Below are 16,203 nucleotides of genomic sequence, written 5' to 3'. Positions count from 1 at the left end.
AAACTGATTTATAAAATCAGCCACAGATTCACAGATTAAAATTAAGTTACTGGCAATAAAAAGCACCTTGTTTATTACCTTGTTTTTTGAAACTATTTCCACTTATAAAAGAAATCAAATTATAAATCAGTGAATCTGTGGCAGAAAAAAACACTAAGTATGTTTTGCAGAAACTCATAAAATTTATTGATCAAAACAACTCATCCTTTAAATTCAACAGTTCAGCACTAACTTTTTTTGGTTGTGATTTTTGCGTTAGATATTTGCTTCATCAAAATCAAACATCATGAAACCATCATTTGCGCATCATTCCAATCATTCTCAGAAAAGTCTTAAATCGATTTTCACTTTTGCAATTCTATTATTCAGCCTGACAATTTTTTCACAAAGTATAATTTCAGGTAAAGTGGTGGATGAGAAAGGGAAACCGGTTTCTGGCGCTAATGTTTTTATCGAAGGGACTTATGATGGCGCCTCAACTACTGAATCGGGTGATTTTAGTTTTACGACTACTGTAAAAGGAAATCAAACTTTGGTAGTGAGTTTCCTGATTTATGAAACTTCAAAAACAGTAATTGATGTGGCTAATTTCCAAAATAAAACCATCAAATTAAGAGAAAGTGTTACCTCGCTTGATGCAGTTGTGATTACAGCAGGAACATTAGAAGCGGGCGACAAAGCCAGAGTTTCGGTGTTAAAACCATTAGATATAGTAACTACAGCGGGATCTGCTGGGAATATTATTGCGGCTTTGCAAACGTTGCCGGGAACACAAACGGTAGGTGAGGACGGAAGATTGTTTGTTCGTGGTGGCGAGGCTAATGAAACGCAAACCTTTGTAGATGGAATTCGGGTGGCGCAACCGTATGGTGCAACCACAAATAATTTGCCTACCCGCGGCCGATTTTCTCCTTTTCTGTTCAGTGGAATGTCTTTTTCTACAGGCGGTTATTCGGCGGAATATGGTGAAGCCTTGTCAAGTGTTTTGTTGTTGAATACACAAGATGACCCTGACCAAACTAAAACCGAAATCTCATTAATGACTGTTGGTTTAGGTATTGGAAATACCCAAAAGTGGAAAAAAAGTTCGTTGAGCGTCAATGCGAATTATATCAATTTAGCGCCTTATCAAGCAGCTATTCCTCAAAACGTGGATTGGAACAGTCCTTTTCAATCGTTGTCAGGAGAAACCGTGTATCGCTATAACTTTAATAATGGGATTTTGAAAGTGTACGCTGCTTTTGACGCTTCAAAATTTAATATTAATCAGGAAAATATTAATTCACCGGATAAAATCAGAGTTGATTTAAATAACAATAATTTCTATTTAAATTCGTCTTACAAAGGCGTTTTTGGGAACAATTGGCAAATTACTACTGGATTAAGCTATGGCTACAGTAACAATAAAATAAACATCGATTCAGGTAAAGTGGCGAATGATGAAAATGCGGCTCATTTGAAATTAAAATTAAGAAAAAGCTTTTCTGACCGATTCAAACTATCCATTGGAGCGGATTGTTTTATTACCCAATTCAATGAAGATTTCAACGAAAATTCAGGCTCGGTTTTCACCAATGGGTACGATTCGAACATTGCAGTTATTTATACAGAAACTGATATTTTCTTTTCTAAAAAATGGGCTGCCAAAGTAGGAATACGAGCTTCGAATAATGATTTGCTTGACGAAACTGCTATCTCACCCCGAATTTCATTTGCGTATAAAATGGCTAAAAACAGTCAGTTTGCATTTGCTTATGGCGATTTTACCCAAACTCCAAACGCCGAATATATTAAGTATTTCAACAACAATCAGTTTGAAAGCGAGAAAGCTTCACATTACATTTTGAATTTTCAATACAATAAAAATGGAAAAACGTTTCGTGCAGAAACCTATTACAAAGACTATCGCGATTTAGTGAAATTCGACACTAAAATGGCAGCTTTTAATTCGGTTTTTAGTAATTCTGGTTCTGGTTATGCCAAAGGTTTGGATTTGTTTTGGAGAGACGGAAAATCAATCAAAAACTTAGAATATTGGGTTTCCTATTCGTACATCGATACGGAAAGGGATTATAAAAATTTCAGTTCTCAAGTGACGCCAAGTTTTGTTGCGGATCACAGTTTGTCTATCGTTACAAAATACTTTATTACGGACTGGAAATCACAAATAGGTTTCACAAATTCCTACAGTTCCGGGCGTCCCTACAACAATCCAAACGAAACGAAATTCATGAATGGAAAAACGAAATCGTATAACAGTTTGAGTTTCAATTGGGCGTATTTACTGTCACAGCAAAAGATTTTATACTTCTCGGTTTCCAATGTTTTAGGTTCTCAGAATGTCTTTGGGTACGAATACGCGAACAGTGCGGACAATGCAGGCTTTTACAACAGAAAAGAAATTATTCCTACAGCCGATCGTTTTTTCTTTATAGGATTCTTTTGGACGATTAGCAATGATAAAAAAGACAATCAGTTGCGGAATCTTTAAAAGAAGTCATAATGTCTTAAAGTCAAAGGTCTAAAGTCCTTGTAAACGAAAACTCTTTCAACTTTATGACTTTCGACTTTATGACTAAATAACAATTCATCCATCAAATTCTACAGTTCAGTATTTATAAATTTTAAACCAATAGAAACCGATATACTTTTGAAGTATAAATTAATTAGAACGTTTCAATCATCAAAAAAACAACCATTTAAAAACAAGAAATCATGACCAAAATTATCACCACAATCGTATTTTTCATCTGTAGTTTAGTATCCGCTCAAGGCCAATTTGAGCAAGGAATGGGAAAAGCCTTCCAGTTATGGGGCGAAGGAAAAAACACTGAAGCTTCGGATTTATTTGAAAGAATTGCCGCTGCGGAAAAAACAAGTTGGTTGCCTAATTATTACGTGGCATTAGTGAATACGACAACTGCTTTTAGAACCAAAGATAAAGATCAAATGACTTTATTACTTTCGAAGGCACAAAAATCACTAGATATAGAAATGGATAAAAATCCAAATAATGCCGAATTATTGGTGATGCAAGCGATGATTCATACTGCTTGGATTGCTTTTGATCCAATGACAAACGGACAAAAATTATCCGGAACGGTGATGGAACTGTACGGAAAAGCACAAGCAATTGCTCCGGAAAATCCAAGAGTTGTTTTTGGTAAGGCCGAATTTGAAATTGGTGCAGCACAATTTTGGGGAACTGATACCAAACCAATGTGCGCACAAATTGAAAAAGCTATTGGACTTTTTGCTACTTTTAAACCTGAAACACCTTTTTCTCCAAAATGGGGATTAGACAGAGCTGTAGCAGCACAAAAAAATTGTAAGTAAATCTATGATTGTTTCTAATTATTTGGTTTTAAGAAACAAAACAGAGAATAGTAACTATTGAAAAAAAGAAAATGATGTATATAAAACCACATTTACTTAAAGCTTTATTTATTGGGGTTGTGATTTTTTTAGTATCCCTTCTAATTGAATTTATTTCCGTTGGTAATGCGGTTTTTAGCCCTAGATTATACGTTCATTTTTTATATTGCATGCTTTACAGTGTTACATTGTATCTTGTTAACGCAGCGTTGTTTGTATTTTTGGACAAAGTTTTTAAAGATAATATTTATGCTGTAAAGCGAATAATCATTGGATTTGTCGGCTCTTTTTTCATTTCCTTATTTACAATTTTTTCACTTCGTATCTTTTTGAACGTTATCGTAGAAAAAAAATCAATGACAGATTTTTTAGCAAATGAAACTCCTTCAAATTACATTGAATCGACAATTATCACTTTCATCATATTATTAGGCGTTCATGCTTTACATTTCTACAAAGCGTACAATGAAAATAAAGTCAAAGAACAGAAAATCATCGCAGGAACAGCTAACGCAAAATTCGAGAGTTTAAAAAATCAAATTGATCCTCATTTTCTTTTCAACAGTTTGAATGTTCTAAGTTCCCTGATTGAAGAAAATCCGGAAAATGCACAACGATTTACGACTTCATTATCCAAAATTTACCGGTATGTTTTGGAACAAAAAGACAAGGAATTGGTCTCGGTAGATGAAGAACTGGCTTTCGCCAAAACGTATATGAATTTATTGAAAATGCGTTTTGAAAACAGCTTATTTTATGAAATGCCAAAAACTGCAATTTCGGCTGAAGCCAAAGTCGTACCGCTTTCTTTACAGCTTTTATTGGAAAATACAGTGAAGCACAATGTGGTTAGTGAACAAAGACCGTTGCACATCAGGATTTATGTGGAAGGCGATTATCTGGCAGTTCAAAACGACTATCAAAAGAAAGAAGTTTTGCAGGAGCGTCAAGGTGTTGGGTTGCAAAATATCGTCAACAGATATGGGATTATTACCAACAGGAAAGTTCTGATTGCCCAAGATGAACAAACATTTACGGTTAAAATACCGATTCTAACAAAACAAATAATGGTTATGGAAACACAATATAGTTATGATGAAACTGGAGCATATTTGAGAGCATCAGAACACGTGAAAAAACTGAAAGGATTTTATGGAAATTTAATTTCATATTGTTTAGTAATCTCGTTTTTGATCTTTATTAATCTAAGTTTTAGTTCTAATTTTCAATGGTTTTGGTTTCCTTTATTGGGTTGGGGAATGGGACTTACTTTTCATGGTTTGGAAGTTTTTGGCTATGGCAAATCATGGGAAGAGCGAAAGATTAATGAGATTTTGAATAAAGACAATCAGAATAATAAATGGAATTGAGATTCCCAAAACTTAAAAAAAAATAGCAACTAATATGGACAATTCAGAAAAATATTTTCAAGCAAAAAAGCAGATTGGAAAAATAAAAGGTTTTTACAGACATTTAACGGTTTATAGTATTGTGATTGTTTCTTTGGTAATCATTAATTTGACCACATCACCTCAATACTTATGGTTTTTTTGGCCGCTATTTTGGTGGGGAATTGGAGTGATTTTTCATGGGATGAAAGTCTTTAACTATATGCCATTTTTGGGAGCTAATTGGGAAGAAAAAAAGATTAATGAGTTGATGGACAAAGATAAAAATCAAAACCACTAATATCATGAAAACAGATGCAATTAAAGAGTTACAGTATATTGAAGCTATCGCACGAGTAAAAAAAATTAAAGGATTTTATATACATTTGATTGTATATTTAGTGGTGAATTTAATGATTGTGTTTATTAATATTCAGGATTTAGATGTCGGCGAAAGCTACTTTAAGATGGAAAATTTCTTTACGGCTTTCTTCTGGGGAATTGGATTAGCATCTCACGCTTTTTCTACTTTTTTGCCCAATTGGATTTTTGGAAGAAACTGGGAAGAGAAAAAAATCAAGGAGTTGATGGAGAAAGAGAAAAGTGAAAAATGGGAGTGAAAATGAGTATTCAGGATTCATCCCGACGCTTCGGGAGCAGTTTTCAGTTAAACAAATAACCAGATAAACGATTTTACATAAATGACCACAATAATTATAGAAGACGAAAAACCAGCTGCCAGATTACTCCAAAGAAAACTGGAAAAACTAAATATTCAAGTAGGAGTGATGTTGCATTCCGTGGAAGAAGCACTTAATTGGTTTTCTAAAAATGAACATCCGGATTTGATTTTTCTGGACATTCAGTTGTCGGATGGGTTGTCCTTTGAAATTTTTGAAAAAGTTGAGATTAAGAGCGCCGTAATTTTTACTACCGCTTATGATGAATATGCGCTCCGTGCTTTCAAATTGAATAGTATCGATTATCTTTTGAAACCCATTGACGAAGATGATCTCAAAATTGCCGTCGCTAAATTTAAGTCGCTTTCGCCAAAGCAAGAATTGCAACCTCAAAACCTTGGAATCGATTTTGAGCAAATCAAAAAGATGTTGACCAATCCATTTGAGAAAAACTATAAAAAACGATTTACGGTAAAAATAGGCCAACATTTGAAAGTGATTTCGATTGATGAAATCGAATGTTTTTTTAGTGAAAATAAAGGAACCTATTTGCATACTTTTGACAATAGGAATTATTTAATCGAATGTACTTTGGAACTTTTAGAGCAGGAATTAGATCCAGCAGATTTCTTCCGAATTAGTCGGAAATTTATAATTCCATTGAAAGCAATCAAAGAAATTGTTGTTTACAGCAACTCTCGTTTGAAAGTTATTTTGCCCTCTTTTAAAGAAGAAGATGTGATTGTAAGCAGAGAAAAAGTATCCGATTTTAAAACTTGGATTGGGTAATTTTAAGGCATAAAAAAACTGTCTCAAAGCGTCTTCAAAAAATCCTGAAAAGGAATAATTTTGAATTTTGCTTTGAAACAGTTTAAGTAAGTTTAGGATCTAAAAATTAATCAAGTAATGATTTAATTTCTTTTTGTGTCTTGCCTAATTTTTGTTGTAATTTACCCCACATTTCATCTTCTTTACCTTCATCGTATAGTAAATCATCATCCGTCAAATCGGCAAATTTTTGTTTAAGTTTTCCTTTCAACTCATTCCAGTTTCCTTCAATCTCTTTTGAATTTGGCATAATTTCTAAGTTTTAAATTACTATTTGTTCTTTACAAATTTGGTGATTTAATATTATAAAATTGTTACATAATTCGAGGGAACTATTATATAATTCCGAGAATTGACATTACGCTCCGTTGATTTAAGGTGTCAAATTGGATTGAAATAAATATTAAACTATAAGTAGAGGCTTAGTTGTTTAATGTATTGGTAATGTGTAATCTGTGTTTTACACATAGATTATGTCTATGATGAATTTAAACCTTAAAAAACACTTTTCGAATGCCAATTATAACAAAAATTAATGCGGTGTAAAGTATGAAAAACGGAATGATATATTCTATTAAGTTCATAGGTAACATGATCGCTATAATCAATAACTGAAAGCCTAAACCGTAAATAGAAAGTAAGGTCATAAACCAGTTAGGAAACGTTTTTACTTTGTAGGCATCTTTATCGAGAAAGTGAATTATCTTGTCAAATACTCCATAAACGATTGTATAAATGCGAAACAAAATATCAACTGATTTTTGGGTTTCTCCAGGTAAAGCTCTTGGTGATTTGTACTCGAAAATTTTACTTGTCGTATCTCCGCCAACGGATTTATTTCGTAAAATCACATAGTAATAATTGTATAAAGTACCTTGTAATTGGATTCCAATAAAGGCCAAAATAGTAAGCCAAAAAGATGTTTTTGAGACATAACAAATGGTCATTAAAAACAGAAAATTCAGAATGATATCGAATACGCTGTCCAAGTATCTTCCGGTGTAAGAAGGCGTGTTTTTTAAGCGCGCCAATTCGCCATCAGCAGCATCAATTGCTGATTTCAACACGATGAAAAAACCAGCCAAAAAGTAAGATCCATCAATAATACAATAAATGGCTATCAACCCGGAAATACCAAAAAGTAAAGTAACATGTATGGGAGTGATCCAAGTATTTTTTAATTGATTGGCCAGAAACTTCCCGAAGGTTCTTCCATAATCTGATAAATCCAAAAATTTATCTTGAGCTGCAAGTTTAGACATTTAGGTTAATAAACAAAGAAATGCGACAATATAGTCAGGTGTAATCGTTGGTATATTTTTATTTTGATAATCGATGTAATGTAAACGTCATTGCCGATAATAGAATGAAAGCCATCACTTGATGCAGCAGTCCCAACCACAATGGAACGCCGTACAAAAGAGTGAAAACACCTAAAGCGAACTGGAAAAACACCATAATAACTAAAGTGCTAGTTCCTCTTTTTTGCAAAGTGTTTAGCAAGTGTTTTCTGCTGATGATATACAAGGCCAAAATTAGTCCTACTACAACATAGGCCATCGTTCGGTGTACAAATTGAACGCCACTTTTTCCTTCGGTAAAATTCAAAAACAAAGTGCTTTTTTCAATAAATACACTGTCGTGAATGAATTGTCCGTCGCTCATTAAAGGCCAGTGGTTGTGAATTAAACCGGCATTCAAACCGGCAACAAAACCGCCATAAATAATTTGGATAACAAGAAAAACTAATGCGACACGCGCGAGATTTCGCAACGGTATATTAACAGCAGTTTTGTTTGGATAAATTAAATCCAAAGCTACCCAAAGCGTGTAGGCAAATGTGATAAAGGCAAATGTAAGGTGTAATGCCAGTCTATAGTGGCTTACATCAGGATTATCAATTAATCCGCTGCGAACCATAAACCATCCTAAGAATCCTTGAAAGCCGCCCATAAAAAGCAAAACAACACACTTTTTGATTGTTTCAGTTGATAGACGTTTCTTGAATAAGAAATAGACAAAAGGTATAATAAAAGCCAAACCAATAATTCGTCCGATAAAGCGGTGAAACCACTCCCAGAAATAGATGAATTTATAATCGCTTAGCGTAAAATCATTATGAATATTGATTTTTTGATACTCCGGAAATTTTTTATATTCTTCAAAAGCTTGTGACCATTTTTCTTCTGTTAAAGGAGGGAAAGTATCGGTTACTAAATGCCAATCCGTCATGGATAAACCGGAATTTGTCAAGCGTGTAATTCCTCCCACTATAACCATTATAAACAATAATAAGCATCCTGATAACAACCAAATGATAACGTAATTATTCTCTTTTTTCATTGTTTGAATTAATTTTTGCAAAGATATTTGAAAAACGATTAAATCTTAATTCAACAAGCGTTAATCTTTAGTCCAATTTTAGCTGCTTTTTTTAGCATAAATTCATACGCTGCTTGATATTCATTTGGAATTTCTCCTTCAAGGATTGCTTCTTTAATCGCTTCCTTGAGCATCCCAATTTCTTTGGATGGTTTCAGGTTGAATAGTTCCATAATTTCCTCTCCTGAAATAGGTGGCTGGAAATTACGAACCTGATCACGTTCTTCGACTTCGACAATTTTCTTACGAACAATTTCAAAATTATTATGGTATTTCTTGAATTTGTTTGGGTTCTTAGTCGTAATGTCTGCTTCGCATAATGTCATTAGATTTTCAACATCTTCTCCCGCATCAAAAACCAATCGACGCACCGCTGAATCTGTAACTGTATCTTGGGATAAGACAATCGGGCGAGAACTCATCATAACCATTTTTTGCACAAATTTCATTTTGTGATTCAATGGCATGTGCAAACGTTCAAATATCTTTTTCGCCATTTTTCCACCAAGAAATTCATGTCCATGAAAGGTCCAACCTTGTTTTTTATTAAAACGTTTTGTAGGTGCTTTTCCAATATCGTGTAACAATGCCGACCAACGCAGCCAAACATCATCTGTATTTGGACAAATATTATCAACGACTTCCAATGTATGATAGAAATTGTTTTTATGTGTATGACCTTCTATTTCTTCAACCTGGTTTAATTCTGTTAATTCTGGCAGAATGATGTCTAAAAGTCCGGTTTTAAACAATAACAAAAATCCGATTGATGGTTTGTCTGTCGAAAGTATTTTATTTAATTCATCAACAATGCGTTCTCCGGAAATGATTTTGATTCGGTCCGCGTTTTTAGTTATGGAGTTCAACGAATTTTCTTCGATTTCAAATCCAAGTTGGTTCGCAAAACGAATACCTCTTAACATGCGCAACGGATCATCAGAATAGGTAATGTCCGGATCCAAAGGAGTTTTTATTACTTTATTCTCTAAGTCGGCTAATCCATTAAAAGGATCGGATAATTCTCCAAAATTTTTTGCGTTTAAAGATAAAGCCAACGCGTTTATGGTGAAATCGCGACGGTTTTGGTCGTCTTCTAATGTTCCGTTTTCTACAACCGGATTTCTGCTTTCAAAATGATAGGATTCTTTTCTGGCGCCTACAAATTCAATTTCAGTATCTTCAAAACGCAACATCGCTGTTCCGTAGGTTTTGAAAACCTGAACTTTTGGTTTATTAGGAAGTAATTGAGACACTTTTAAAGCCAATTCGATTCCGCTGCCCACTGCAACAATATCTATGTCTTTTTTGAAGTCTCTGTTCAAAAGTAAATCTCTAACAAAACCACCAATCACATAACTGTCAACGTTAAGTTCTTGTGAAGCTTGAGAGATGACTTCGAAAATTTTATTATGTAGTGCTTCTTTGTATGAAGTTTTAATGCTCATTTTAAAAAATGTTTAAAGTTTAAAGTTTAAAGTTGCTAAAACTGAAAACTAAAAACTGAATACTATTTCCGAATCACTTTCACTTGAGAATCATTCGTTAATTTTATAATAGTTGAAGGTTTACCGGCTATTTTTTCGCGATGCAAATTTACAACATAGTCCACACCTTTTATAATTTCCGGGCTAATATCTTTGAAGGCAATAGGAGTAGGCTGTCCGGAGATATTTGCCGATGTTGAAACCAGTGGTTTTTTCATTTTCTCCATTAACTTAAAACAAAAAGGCTCTTTCACGATTCGAATTCCTAATGTATTATCTGGCGCAATTAAATTTGGGGCTACGTTTCTCGGTTTGTCTAGAACTAAAGTGGTTGGATTTTCAGATAAATCCATGATTTGCCAGGCAACTTCCGGAATGTCTTTAAAAACATTGTACATCATTTTTTCGCCATTCATCAAAACAATCATACTTTGAGTTTCGGCTCTTTGCTTGAGTTTGTATATTTTGGCAACAGCCTCAGCATTTGTAGCATCACAACCAATTCCCCAAACCGTGTCTGTTGGATACAGGATGATTCCGCCTTCTTTTATTACTTCGTATGCTTTATGGACTTCTTCGTTTGTGTTCATAGTATTATTCGGGATAAATTCTGATGCAAAAATAACCTTTCTAAATGGTATTATTCTTAAATTTATTTCAGAATAAGCACCGCCTGCAGAATTATTATTCTTAGTGAAAAGGATTTTCTAATGATTTTTTATCAGTTTTGGCGGTGCAGTGCAAATGTTTGGTCAATATTGGAAAAATGATCGTAGCTAAGAAACTATTGTTTCATTTTCAATTTAGTGCTAATGTTATTCATAAACTCACTAATTTTGCTAAAAATATATATAATGGTTTGTAAGATTAGCCCTAAAGCTTCATTTAGTGAAAAAGAGATTTTTGAATTGGTTAACAGCTTTCATTCTAATGGAAATACGGTTGTAAAAGGAAACCGAAATGAAATAAAATCTTTTAAAAGCGGCTCTTTTAATTTTAATATTAAATCTTTTAAAAAACCCATTTTTGTCAATAAAATTATTTATTCCTATTTTAGAAAATCCAAAGCAGCGCGTTCTTTTGAGTATGGAATGATTTTATTGGAAAAAGGTATTGGTACACCTGAACCCATTGCTTATATCGAGAATTTTGACTGGATTGGTCTTAAAGACAGTTATTATATTTGTGAACATGTTACTTTTGATTTCATGTTTCGGGACTTGGTTGAAACCGAGAAGTTTCCTGATCTCGAAAATATTTTAAGACAATTTACAAGATTTTCTTTCGATCTGCATGAAAAAGGAATTGAATTTTTGGATCATTCTCCTGGAAATACGTTAATTAAGAAAGCTTCAAATGGGAATTACGATTTCTTTTTGGTTGATTTGAACAGGATGCGTTTTCATCAACAAATGTCTTTTGAAATGCGAATGGAAAATTTGTGTAAACTTGTGACAAGCAATGAAATGATTGTAATAATAAGTGAGGAATATTCCAAATTATATAAAAAATCATATGCAGAAACATTTGCGAAATTGAGTTTATATACCACCGCATTTCAGCAAAAACATGATAAAAAACGTAAGTTTAAATTGTTTTTTAAAAATTTAATCAAATAGTAAGGCATAAAATTAATTCAAGAGATACAATCCTTTTGTTGTAAAAAGATTAATATTTAAAATTATGAAATTGAAATTATCAGTTATTATCATCGCTTATAATGAAGAGAGAATTATTGAAAAATGCTTGCAAAAATTGTATTGGGCTGATGAAATAATCGTGATTGATTCCGGTAGTACGGATGCAACGGTCGCTATTTGTGAAAAATATAATGCTAAAGTCATATTTAATAAATTCGTTGATTACGGAGCACAGAAACAATTTGCAGTGCAGCAGACATCGAATGACTGGGTTTTATCTCTTGATGCGGATGAAGTATTATCGGATGAATTAGTAGATGAAATTAAAGGTCAATTTGAATCCAACGCAACTGAAGTTGTTGGCTATTATTTAAAATGCAGACACGTTTTTTTGGGAAAGGCATTTCTGTACGGAAATGAGAGTAACAGAAGCATTTTACGATTGTTTAATAAAAATTTCGGTCAATTTAATGAAAAAAGTGTCCACGAAAGCATCTGTGTAAATGGTAAAACCCATAAATTCAAAAATGCGTATTTGCATTACACTACTGATTCGTTGCATGGATATATCAACAAACTCAATAAATACACACAGTTATATGCCGAAAATAAATTTTTAAAGAACAAAAAATATTCGCTTTTTGAAATTATCATAAAGACGAAGTTTGAATTTATTAAAAAATATTGTTTCGAATTAAATTTTCTAAACGGTAAAGAAGGTTTTTACTGGTCTTATTTTTCTGCTTTTTACACAGGTGTGAAGTGTATTAAAACCAATGAACAACACCTCATAAATAAGAAATAGTTTGCTTTTTTATTTTTTTAATTTAATCCATAATGCACGTAGTTGCGCAAATCGATACGGTATATTTTTTGAAAGAACTAGTGGTTCATTTTGAAATGTTTCGCCTAATCGCAAAACATTCTTATAAAAATAACTTGATGGAACTCCCCATTTTGAAGCAAACGTCAATCGGCCATTATTTCTGACGACTCTTTCGGTGCTTTTGGATTGAAAATGATACACGAAACTGCTGCCGATACCTTTAAAATTTCTAACGCCTGCCTGCCATAATTTCATACTGAAATCAGGATCTGAACTAAATCCAGGCGAATATTCAACACTGTAACCGCCTACCTTGTCCCAAAGTTTTTTATGCACAACTGACGGAGGCCATGATGCTCCCTGCCAATCGTTCTTTTTGGCAGTTTTTATAAAAGAAAGTAATTTGTCTTCTTCAAATGTATTAGCGGTTAATCCAAAATTATGCGGCGCAAGTGCGCACTTGTTTTTTGTGTCTGTCGGTTCAATCATTGTTGCCGAAAAATAAAAAAAATCATCTCCATTATTTTTAATAGCTTCAATCAGATATTTATCCCATTTAGGGCACGCGTACATATCATCATTCATATACAAAATATAATCGGTGGTTGCGAGTTTAGCCATTGCATTCATAGCGTAGCAAACTCCCACATTTTCCAGGCTGTGTGTAAAAGCCAATTTCTGTTCTTTTACCCATTCCAATGTCCCATCATTTCCTTGATTAACATGTATAATTATCTGATGTTTTTCAACTGAATTTTTTATGATACTGTCTACGCAGATTTTCAATAATCCTAAATTATTCCACGATGGAATTAAAATTGAAAAGGTAGCGTTTGGAACTTTTTGGCCAACAAAAGACAAAATCGGCAGATCATATTGCATAGTACTGTTTTTAGAATTAGGGATTTAAACTGTCGTCAATCGTTAGAGATTCTTGTAGATGTTCATAATTTGACTGGCCACAACTTCATCATTAAATTTCTGCACAAATTCAAAACCTTTTGTTGCCATCTCGTGACGTAAATTATCATTTACTAATAATTGTGTGATTGCTTTCTGCATTTGGATGACATTTGTTGGATCAACATAGATAGAATTGGGTCCTCCAGCTTCCGGAAAAACACCGCCAATTGTTGTGATTACCGGAGTTTTAGAATATAATGCTTCAACAATAGGAATGCCAAAGCCTTCATATAATGATGGATAAACAAATATTTTGGCTAGTCTGTACAAAATTGCCAATTCACGAATAGTCAATCCTCTGAGAAATAGGACCTTGTTTTCTAAATTGTTCTCTTTGATAAAGTTTTTAACTTCGACAGTATATTTAGTTTCTTGGCCAACGATTACTAAACAAGTATCTATATTTTTTATCGCTTTTACGACTAAAAGAATATTTTTTCTAGCCTCAATTGTACCAACATTAAGAATAAAATTTTCGGGTAAACTAAATTTCCTAATGACTTCAGTGTGCTCCTCTTCGGAAAAATTTTCTTTAAAAGACGCATGGCAACCCTGATAAATCACTTTTATTTTTGCAGGCTCAATTTTTAAAAATTCAATAATATCATCCTTTGTTTGCTCACTTATTGCTATAATTATATCGGATTCTTGAGCTGCTTTTTTGAACTTGTAAAAATGTATTTTTCGATCAAAAAAAGAATACAAATTAGGAAACCTCATAAATATTAAATCGTGGATGGTTACTACGCTTTTTATATTTTTAGCACGTAGTCCACTAGGAATTTCGCCTGATAAACCATGAAAAATGGTGACTTTATCTTTTACTAAATAGGCTGTAACTCCTTTCTGTCTCCAAATATTATAAAATTTGGTATAAAAAGCAGAAGACGGCTTTTTCTCGAAAACAGTAATATTATTGGGTTCAAATAGTTTTTTATCTGACGGTTTAGGATTGTATAAAAAATAATTATTTTCAGGGAAATATTGGCTGAGAATGCGTATCAAATCACGACTGTAATTACCCAGTCCTGTTTTGTTGTGAAAAACTCTTTTTGCCTCAAAGCCAATATTCATCTGATTTTATTTATTATACTGCTACGTCATATTCGCGCAAAGCATTGTTCAATGATGTTTTCAAATCCGTTGAAGGCTTGCGGGTTCCAATGATTAAAGCACAAGGAACTTGGAAATCACCGGCAGGAAACGTTTTTGTATAACTTCCCGGAATCACTACCGAACGTGCAGGAACAAAACCTTTCATTTCAATAGGAGTTTCACCTGTAACATCAATAATTTTTGTGGAGGCAGTCAAGCAAACATTAGCACCAAGAACGGCTTCTTTCCCAACGTGAACTCCTTCAACTACAATACAACGTGAGCCAATAAAAGCACCGTCTTCAATAATTACCGGAGCCGCTTGCAAAGGTTCCAAAACGCCACCGATACCAACACCACCGCTTAAGTGTACGTTTTTACCAATTTGAGCACAACTTCCCACGGTTGCCCATGTGTCTACCATAGTGCCTTCATCAACATAAGCACCAATATTTACATAGCTTGGCATCAAAATAACACCACTTGAAATGTAAGCACCGTAACGCGCTACAGCATTAGGAACCACACGAATTCCTTTTTCGGCATAGCCTCTTTTCAATAACATTTTGTCATGGTATTCGAAAATTCCGGATTCCCATGTTTCCATTTTTTGAATTGGGAAATACATAACCACGGCTTTCTTCACCCATTCGTTTACTTGCCAACCTTCACCAACTGGCTCGGCAACACGTAATTTTCCAGTATCTAATAATTCAATAACTTCTCTGATTGCATCAGTAGTTGTAGTTTCTTGTAACAAAGCACGGTTTTCCCAAGCTTGTTCTATAATCGGTTGTAATGGATTCATTTTTTTGATAATTTTTGACAAAGATAGGATTTTTAACCAAAATCAAAAAAGCAAAATAGGTTGAAAATGTTACAGATTTAACTTCTTGTTTTAATATTAAATTTAAAATGATAATTGTTCTTTGTATTTCAATGCGGAACAAATAAATTTGAGAAAAAATGATATTGAAGTGACTTTTCTGTTACTGCTAAGAATTGAGATATTAAAATAGTTACCTTTGAAAAAAATTGAAATGCCAAGAATTCTCTCCATAGATTACGGACAAAAACGAACCGGAATAGCGGTTACCGATGAAATGCAAATCATAGCTTCAGGATTGACGACCATTCCTTCGGCAACTGCAATTGCTTTTTTGAAGGACTATTTTTCCAAAGAGAAAGTAGAGGCTGTACTTATTGGTGAACCCAAACAAATGAACGGTGAGCCTTCAGAAAGTGCTTCGATCATAAAAGGTTTTGTAACACATTTTACAAATCACTTTCCGGACATGAAAGTCATCCGTGTTGATGAACGCTTTACTTCAAAAATGGCTTTTCAATCGATGATTGATAGTGGAATGAGTAAGAAGCAACGTCATAATAAAGCACTTATTGACGAGATTTCGGCAACTATAATGTTGCAAGATTATTTAATCCGAAAATTGTAGAATTCAATTCTAAAACGTTTTCGTAATTATGTAATTTTCACACAAAATTTAAGGTTTTTTTTGCATTTAGATAATTTATCTTTGCACT

The 16,203-nt window shown here is 33.5% G+C and carries 17 protein-coding genes; 9 read left to right on the top strand and 8 right to left on the bottom strand.

Going from position 1 to position 16,203, the window contains the following annotated elements; all coding sequences use genetic code 11:
• The first annotated feature begins 286 nt into the window (after positions 1 to 286).
• From E0F89_RS07780 to E0F89_RS07755, 6 genes are all read left to right on the top strand, one after another.
• Complete coding sequence (locus E0F89_RS07780) at positions 287 to 2,491, top strand: TonB-dependent receptor (protein ID WP_131909236.1); 2,205 nt, start codon at positions 287 to 289, stop codon at positions 2,489 to 2,491.
• A gap of 224 nt (positions 2,492 to 2,715) precedes the next feature.
• On the top strand, positions 2,716 to 3,336 hold the full coding sequence (locus E0F89_RS07775; protein WP_131909235.1) for a hypothetical protein: 621 nt from the start codon (positions 2,716 to 2,718) through the stop codon (positions 3,334 to 3,336).
• A gap of 74 nt (positions 3,337 to 3,410) precedes the next feature.
• On the top strand, positions 3,411 to 4,745 hold the full coding sequence (locus tag E0F89_RS07770; RefSeq protein WP_131909366.1) for a histidine kinase: 1,335 nt from the start codon (positions 3,411 to 3,413) through the stop codon (positions 4,743 to 4,745).
• Between the two features lie 34 nt (positions 4,746 to 4,779).
• Positions 4,780 to 5,064 carry a 2TM domain-containing protein gene (locus E0F89_RS07765; protein WP_131909234.1) on the top strand — a complete coding sequence of 95 codons (285 nt, stop codon included), beginning with the start codon at positions 4,780 to 4,782 and terminating at the stop codon, positions 5,062 to 5,064.
• A gap of 4 nt (positions 5,065 to 5,068) precedes the next feature.
• Positions 5,069 to 5,383, top strand: a complete 315-nt coding sequence (locus tag E0F89_RS07760) for a 2TM domain-containing protein (protein WP_131909233.1) — start codon at positions 5,069 to 5,071, stop codon at positions 5,381 to 5,383.
• An 81-nt stretch (positions 5,384 to 5,464) separates the two neighbouring features.
• Positions 5,465 to 6,232, top strand: coding sequence for a LytR/AlgR family response regulator transcription factor (locus tag E0F89_RS07755; protein ID WP_131909232.1), 768 nt, complete (start codon positions 5,465 to 5,467; stop codon positions 6,230 to 6,232).
• A 106-nt stretch (positions 6,233 to 6,338) separates the two neighbouring features.
• On the opposite strand, the gene E0F89_RS07750 is transcribed toward E0F89_RS07755, so the two are convergent.
• From E0F89_RS07750 to E0F89_RS07730, 5 genes are all read right to left on the bottom strand, one after another.
• Positions 6,339 to 6,521: a CsbD family protein gene (locus tag E0F89_RS07750; RefSeq protein ID WP_091208473.1), complete on the bottom strand. Its 183-nt coding sequence runs from the start codon at positions 6,519 to 6,521 to the stop codon at positions 6,339 to 6,341.
• A 238-nt stretch (positions 6,522 to 6,759) separates the two neighbouring features.
• Positions 6,760 to 7,533: a CDP-alcohol phosphatidyltransferase family protein gene (locus E0F89_RS07745; protein ID WP_131909231.1), complete on the bottom strand. Its 774-nt coding sequence runs from the start codon at positions 7,531 to 7,533 to the stop codon at positions 6,760 to 6,762.
• Positions 7,534 to 7,591: 58 nt separating this feature from the next.
• Positions 7,592 to 8,614, bottom strand: a complete 1,023-nt coding sequence (locus tag E0F89_RS07740; RefSeq protein WP_131909230.1) for a COX15/CtaA family protein — start codon at positions 8,612 to 8,614, stop codon at positions 7,592 to 7,594.
• A 50-nt stretch (positions 8,615 to 8,664) separates the two neighbouring features.
• On the bottom strand, positions 8,665 to 10,098 hold the full coding sequence (locus tag E0F89_RS07735; protein ID WP_131909229.1) for a CCA tRNA nucleotidyltransferase: 1,434 nt from the start codon (positions 10,096 to 10,098) through the stop codon (positions 8,665 to 8,667).
• Between the two features lie 62 nt (positions 10,099 to 10,160).
• Entirely contained in the window at positions 10,161 to 10,727 is a 567-nt protein-coding gene (locus E0F89_RS07730; protein WP_131909228.1) for an L-threonylcarbamoyladenylate synthase, read from the bottom strand.
• 264 nt (positions 10,728 to 10,991) lie between these two features.
• Here E0F89_RS07730 and E0F89_RS07725 point away from each other — a divergent pair, with 264 nt between their 5' ends.
• Both E0F89_RS07725 and E0F89_RS07720 read left to right on the top strand, forming a co-directional pair.
• Positions 10,992 to 11,756, top strand: a complete 765-nt coding sequence (locus E0F89_RS07725) for a protein kinase family protein (RefSeq protein WP_131909227.1) — start codon at positions 10,992 to 10,994, stop codon at positions 11,754 to 11,756.
• A 64-nt stretch (positions 11,757 to 11,820) separates the two neighbouring features.
• Positions 11,821 to 12,582 (top strand): glycosyltransferase family 2 protein, encoded by a 762-nt coding sequence (locus E0F89_RS07720; RefSeq protein WP_131909226.1) that lies wholly within the window; start codon positions 11,821 to 11,823, stop codon positions 12,580 to 12,582.
• A 9-nt stretch (positions 12,583 to 12,591) separates the two neighbouring features.
• On the opposite strand, the gene E0F89_RS07715 is transcribed toward E0F89_RS07720, so the two are convergent.
• Genes E0F89_RS07715 through E0F89_RS07705 form a run of 3 tightly spaced genes read right to left on the bottom strand, consistent with a single transcriptional unit; the run spans position 12,592 to position 15,469 of the window.
• Entirely contained in the window at positions 12,592 to 13,485 is an 894-nt protein-coding gene (locus E0F89_RS07715; RefSeq protein WP_131909225.1) for a glycosyltransferase family 2 protein, read from the bottom strand.
• 42 nt (positions 13,486 to 13,527) lie between these two features.
• On the bottom strand, positions 13,528 to 14,640 hold the full coding sequence (locus E0F89_RS07710) for a glycosyltransferase family 4 protein (RefSeq protein WP_131909224.1): 1,113 nt from the start codon (positions 14,638 to 14,640) through the stop codon (positions 13,528 to 13,530).
• Positions 14,641 to 14,653: 13 nt separating this feature from the next.
• Positions 14,654 to 15,469 (bottom strand): 2,3,4,5-tetrahydropyridine-2,6-dicarboxylate N-succinyltransferase, encoded by an 816-nt coding sequence (locus tag E0F89_RS07705; protein ID WP_131909223.1) that lies wholly within the window; start codon positions 15,467 to 15,469, stop codon positions 14,654 to 14,656.
• 232 nt (positions 15,470 to 15,701) lie between these two features.
• Between E0F89_RS07705 and ruvX the strand changes: the two genes are divergently transcribed.
• Positions 15,702 to 16,115 (top strand): Holliday junction resolvase RuvX, encoded by a 414-nt coding sequence (ruvX, locus tag E0F89_RS07700; RefSeq protein ID WP_131909365.1) that lies wholly within the window; start codon positions 15,702 to 15,704, stop codon positions 16,113 to 16,115.
• Positions 16,116 to 16,203: the final 88 nt, after the last annotated feature.

This window comes from Flavobacterium caseinilyticum, assembly GCF_004349085.1.
In the GTDB taxonomy this organism is placed as follows: Bacteria; Bacteroidota; Bacteroidia; order Flavobacteriales; family Flavobacteriaceae; genus Flavobacterium; species Flavobacterium caseinilyticum.
This window is presented reverse-complemented; position numbering and strand designations above follow the sequence as displayed.

Bases quoted from the DNA above. Each gene is read 5' to 3' on its own strand.
- E0F89_RS07780 (WP_131909236.1), top strand. From the start codon at position 287: ATGAAACCATCATTTGCGCATCATTCCAATCATTCTCAGAAAAGTCTT.
- E0F89_RS07775 (WP_131909235.1), top strand. From the start codon at position 2,716: ATGACCAAAATTATCACCACAATCGTATTTTTCATCTGTAGTTTAGTA.
- E0F89_RS07770 (WP_131909366.1), top strand. From the start codon at position 3,411: ATGTATATAAAACCACATTTACTTAAAGCTTTATTTATTGGGGTTGTG.
- E0F89_RS07765 (WP_131909234.1), top strand. From the start codon at position 4,780: ATGGACAATTCAGAAAAATATTTTCAAGCAAAAAAGCAGATTGGAAAA.
- E0F89_RS07760 (WP_131909233.1), top strand. From the start codon at position 5,069: ATGAAAACAGATGCAATTAAAGAGTTACAGTATATTGAAGCTATCGCA.
- E0F89_RS07755 (WP_131909232.1), top strand. From the start codon at position 5,465: ATGACCACAATAATTATAGAAGACGAAAAACCAGCTGCCAGATTACTC.
- E0F89_RS07750 (WP_091208473.1), bottom strand. From the start codon at position 6,521: ATGCCAAATTCAAAAGAGATTGAAGGAAACTGGAATGAGTTGAAAGGA.
- E0F89_RS07745 (WP_131909231.1), bottom strand. From the start codon at position 7,533: ATGTCTAAACTTGCAGCTCAAGATAAATTTTTGGATTTATCAGATTAT.
- E0F89_RS07740 (WP_131909230.1), bottom strand. From the start codon at position 8,614: ATGAAAAAAGAGAATAATTACGTTATCATTTGGTTGTTATCAGGATGC.
- E0F89_RS07735 (WP_131909229.1), bottom strand. From the start codon at position 10,098: ATGAGCATTAAAACTTCATACAAAGAAGCACTACATAATAAAATTTTC.
- E0F89_RS07730 (WP_131909228.1), bottom strand. From the start codon at position 10,727: ATGAACACAAACGAAGAAGTCCATAAAGCATACGAAGTAATAAAAGAA.
- E0F89_RS07725 (WP_131909227.1), top strand. From the start codon at position 10,992: ATGGTTTGTAAGATTAGCCCTAAAGCTTCATTTAGTGAAAAAGAGATT.
- E0F89_RS07720 (WP_131909226.1), top strand. From the start codon at position 11,821: ATGAAATTGAAATTATCAGTTATTATCATCGCTTATAATGAAGAGAGA.
- E0F89_RS07715 (WP_131909225.1), bottom strand. From the start codon at position 13,485: ATGCAATATGATCTGCCGATTTTGTCTTTTGTTGGCCAAAAAGTTCCA.
- E0F89_RS07710 (WP_131909224.1), bottom strand. From the start codon at position 14,640: ATGAATATTGGCTTTGAGGCAAAAAGAGTTTTTCACAACAAAACAGGA.
- E0F89_RS07705 (WP_131909223.1), bottom strand. From the start codon at position 15,469: ATGAATCCATTACAACCGATTATAGAACAAGCTTGGGAAAACCGTGCT.
- ruvX (WP_131909365.1), top strand. From the start codon at position 15,702: ATGCCAAGAATTCTCTCCATAGATTACGGACAAAAACGAACCGGAATA.